4 protein-coding genes are annotated in these 2,873 nt (G+C 75.7%); 1 reads left to right on the plus strand and 3 read right to left on the minus strand.

Annotated elements, in window-relative coordinates:
- Together NCC78_RS30285 and hemE are read right to left on the minus strand one after the other, a co-directional pair.
- Positions 1-390 (minus strand): FAD-dependent oxidoreductase (locus tag NCC78_RS30285; protein WP_250798810.1); only part of this gene is annotated, 390 nt, incomplete at its 3' end.
- A 5-nt stretch (positions 391-395) separates the two neighbouring features.
- Positions 396-1,493, minus strand: a complete 1,098-nt coding sequence (gene hemE / locus NCC78_RS30290) for a uroporphyrinogen decarboxylase (protein ID WP_250798812.1) — start codon at positions 1,491-1,493, stop codon at positions 396-398.
- A gap of 135 nt (positions 1,494-1,628) precedes the next feature.
- Here hemE and NCC78_RS30295 point away from each other — a divergent pair, with 135 nt between their 5' ends.
- Positions 1,629-2,201, plus strand: coding sequence for a DUF3000 domain-containing protein (locus NCC78_RS30295; protein WP_250798814.1), 573 nt, complete (start codon positions 1,629-1,631; stop codon positions 2,199-2,201).
- Between the two features lie 15 nt (positions 2,202-2,216).
- Here the strand turns inward: NCC78_RS30295 and NCC78_RS30300 are convergent.
- On the minus strand, positions 2,217-2,873 hold a 657-nt coding region (locus tag NCC78_RS30300; protein WP_250798816.1), incomplete at its 5' end, for a hypothetical protein.

Here is a 2,873-nt window from a genome sequence, read left to right on the forward strand (position 1 = left end):
CGCGTCCGGCCGCGCCACCGTCGCCACCGACTCCAGATCCCCGGGTACGCCCACCAGGGTGCCGCCCGGGATCGGGCGCAGCGCGCCGTCGACGACGAGCGCGGCCTGCCCGACGGTCGGGTGCACGATCCGCTCGCCCAGCCCGAGCCGGCGCACCAGGGCCACCGCGGCCGAGTCGCCGCCGGCCGGGTCCCCCATCAGGAACGACTCGGCACCGAACTCCACCGGCTGGCCGGCCAGCTCACCGGTGCGCAGCTTGCCGCCGAGCGCGCCGGACTGCTCGTACACCGTAATCTCGGTGCCGGCCGGGGCGCGGTCGCGCAAGCGGACGGCGGCGGCCAGCCCGGCGATCCCGCCGCCGACCACCGCCACCCGCCACGGCTGTCGCACGACGCTCAGCCCTGGTCGGCCGGGCGCGCGGAAAATTCGTGCACGAGGGCCACCACCCGGGTCAGCACCTCGGGGTCGGTCTCCGGCAGCACGCCGTGGCCCAGGTTGAACACGTGCCCGGGCGCGGCCCGGCCCTCCGTGAGGATGCGCCGCACCTCCGCCTCCACCACCGGCCACGGGGCGAGCAGCACGCACGGGTCGAGGTTGCCCTGCACGGCCCGCTCCGGGCCGATCCGTCGGGTGGCCACGTCCAGCGGCGTACGCCAGTCGACGCCGACCACGTCGGCGCCGGCCTCGCCCATCGCACCGAGCAGCTCGGCGGTGCCCACCCCGAAGTGGATCCGGGGCACGCCCGCGTCGGCCAGCCCGGCGAGCACCGCGGCCGAGTGCGGCAGCACGAAGCGGCGGTAGTCGGCCTCCGACAGCGCGCCGGCCCAGGAGTCGAAGAGCTGCACCGCGGAGACCCCGGCGTCGATCTGGACCCGCAGGAACGCCAGGGTGATCTCGGCCAGCCGCCCGCAGAGGGCGTGCCAGAGCTCCGGCTGGCCGTACATCAGCGCCTTGGTCCTGGCGTGCGTGCGCGACGGTCCGCCCTCCACCAGGTAGCTGGCCAGGGTGAACGGCGCGCCGGCGAAGCCGATCAGCGGGGTGGCGCCCAACTCGGCGACGAGCAGCCGGACCGCCTCGTCGACGTACGAGACGTCGTCGCGGGTGATCGGCCGGATCCGCTCGACGTCGTCGAGGGTGCGCACCGGCTCGGCGACCACCGGGCCGGTGCCGGGCACGATGTCCAGGTCGACCCCGGCGGCGGCGACCGGCACCACGATGTCGCTGAACAGGATCGCGGCGTCCACCCCGTGCCGGCGCACCGGCTGGAGGGTGATCTCGGTGACCAGCTCGGGACGGCGGCAGGACTCCAGCATCGCCACGTTCGCCCGGATCTCGCGGTACTCCGGCAGCGACCGGCCGGCCTGACGCATGAACCAGACCGGGGTGTGCGGGACTCCTCGACGCCGGCAGGCCCGGACGAAGGGCGAGTCGGCCGGTCCGCCGGGGCGGGAGTCGTCGTCTCGGGCGTCGGTGCCCGTCGTGGTGGTGGTCATCGCGGCCATCGTGCCACGGGGCGCCGTCGGCGCAGCGGGCAGCGCCAGCTTTTGTGACCCGTATCAGTCTGGCTGAGGGAGGGCCTTCGGCGCGCCGTCCGGCTGGCCAGGTGAGCGGCGGCATAGGCTGCCGGCATGGCCCCCCCGATCGCGCTCCCGGAGACCTTCGCCCGCGCGGTCGCCGGGCTGCGGTCCGGGGCGCCCCGGTCGGAGATCGTGCTCGAGGAGGTCGGCGCGCCGCAGCGGCTCGCCCCGTACGCCTTCGCGCTCTCGGCCTCGGTCCTGCGCGACGGCGACGAGGTGACCACCGGGCGGCTGATCCTGCTGCACGACCCCGCCGGGCACGAGGCGTGGCAGGGCACCCTGCGGCTGGTCACCTACGTCACCGCGGAGCTGGAGGTCGACCTGGCCGCCGACCCGCTGCTGCCCGGGGTGGGGTGGACCTGGCTGACCGACGCCCTGGACGCCCAGGACGCCGGCCACCGGGCGATCGGCGGCACCGTCACCCAGACCATGTCGACCCGGTTCGGCGAGCTGGCCGGGCCGCCCACGGCGGGTGACATCGAGATCCGCGCGTCCTGGACGCCGCTGGACGACGACCTCGCCCCGCACCTGCTCGCCTGGTGCGCGCTGCTCGCCTCGACCGCCGGCCTCCCCCCGCCCGGGGTGACCGCGCTGCCGGAGCGTCGCCCCGCCGGCGCGGCCTGACCCCGACGGGTCACCTCACAGGTAGTCGTCGGCCTCGTTGCAGACCTTGTCCAGGCCCTGCATGGCCTTGTCGTACGCGGCCCTGTTGCCGTCGGCCGCCGCGCCGAGCGCGGTGGTGAGCTTGTCCAGGCAGTTGGCGATGACCTTCTTCTGCCGGGCCTGCTCGTCCCGGTCGTTGCGGGTGCCGGTGAGGTCCTGCTCGGTGTCGTCCAGCTTGTCCTGCACGGTCTGCAGGTCGACCTTCAGCTTCTCGATCTCCCGGGCGTTCGCCGCGATGGTGCCGTCCCGCTCGGAGACCTGGCTGGCCATCTTCTTCTCGGTACGGTCCAGCTCGCCGCTGGTGGTGAGGAACAGGCCGGTCATCACCCCGCCCAGGACGAAGAGCAGCCCGGCCACCACGGCCAGGACCAGCACCTGCCGTCCCTTGCCGGCGGCCGGCGCGCCGAACGGCGGGGCGGAACCGGGCGGGGCCGACATCGGCTGCCCGTACCCCGGCCCAGAGGCGGGGGGCGACGACATCGGCTGCCCGAAGGGCGACCCGGCGGCCGGCGGAACCGAGACCGGGCCGGGGTAGGGCGCGGCGCCGGTCGGGGCGTACCCGGTCGGGGCCGGCGAGATTCCGGACCCGGCCGGCGGCGCGGACTGCGGGTACCCGGCGCGGCCAGCCGGCGG

The sequence above is a fragment of the Micromonospora phytophila genome (assembly GCF_023656545.1).
Lineage (GTDB): Bacteria > Actinomycetota > Actinomycetes > Mycobacteriales > Micromonosporaceae > Micromonospora > Micromonospora phytophila.

Coding starts and splice junctions, on each gene's coding strand:
- NCC78_RS30295 (WP_250798814.1), top strand. CDS start 1,629: ATGGCCCCCCCGATCGCGCTCCCGGAGACCTTCGCCCGCGCGGTCGCC.
- hemE (WP_250798812.1), bottom strand. CDS start 1,493: ATGACCACCACCACGACGGGCACCGACGCCCGAGACGACGACTCCCGC.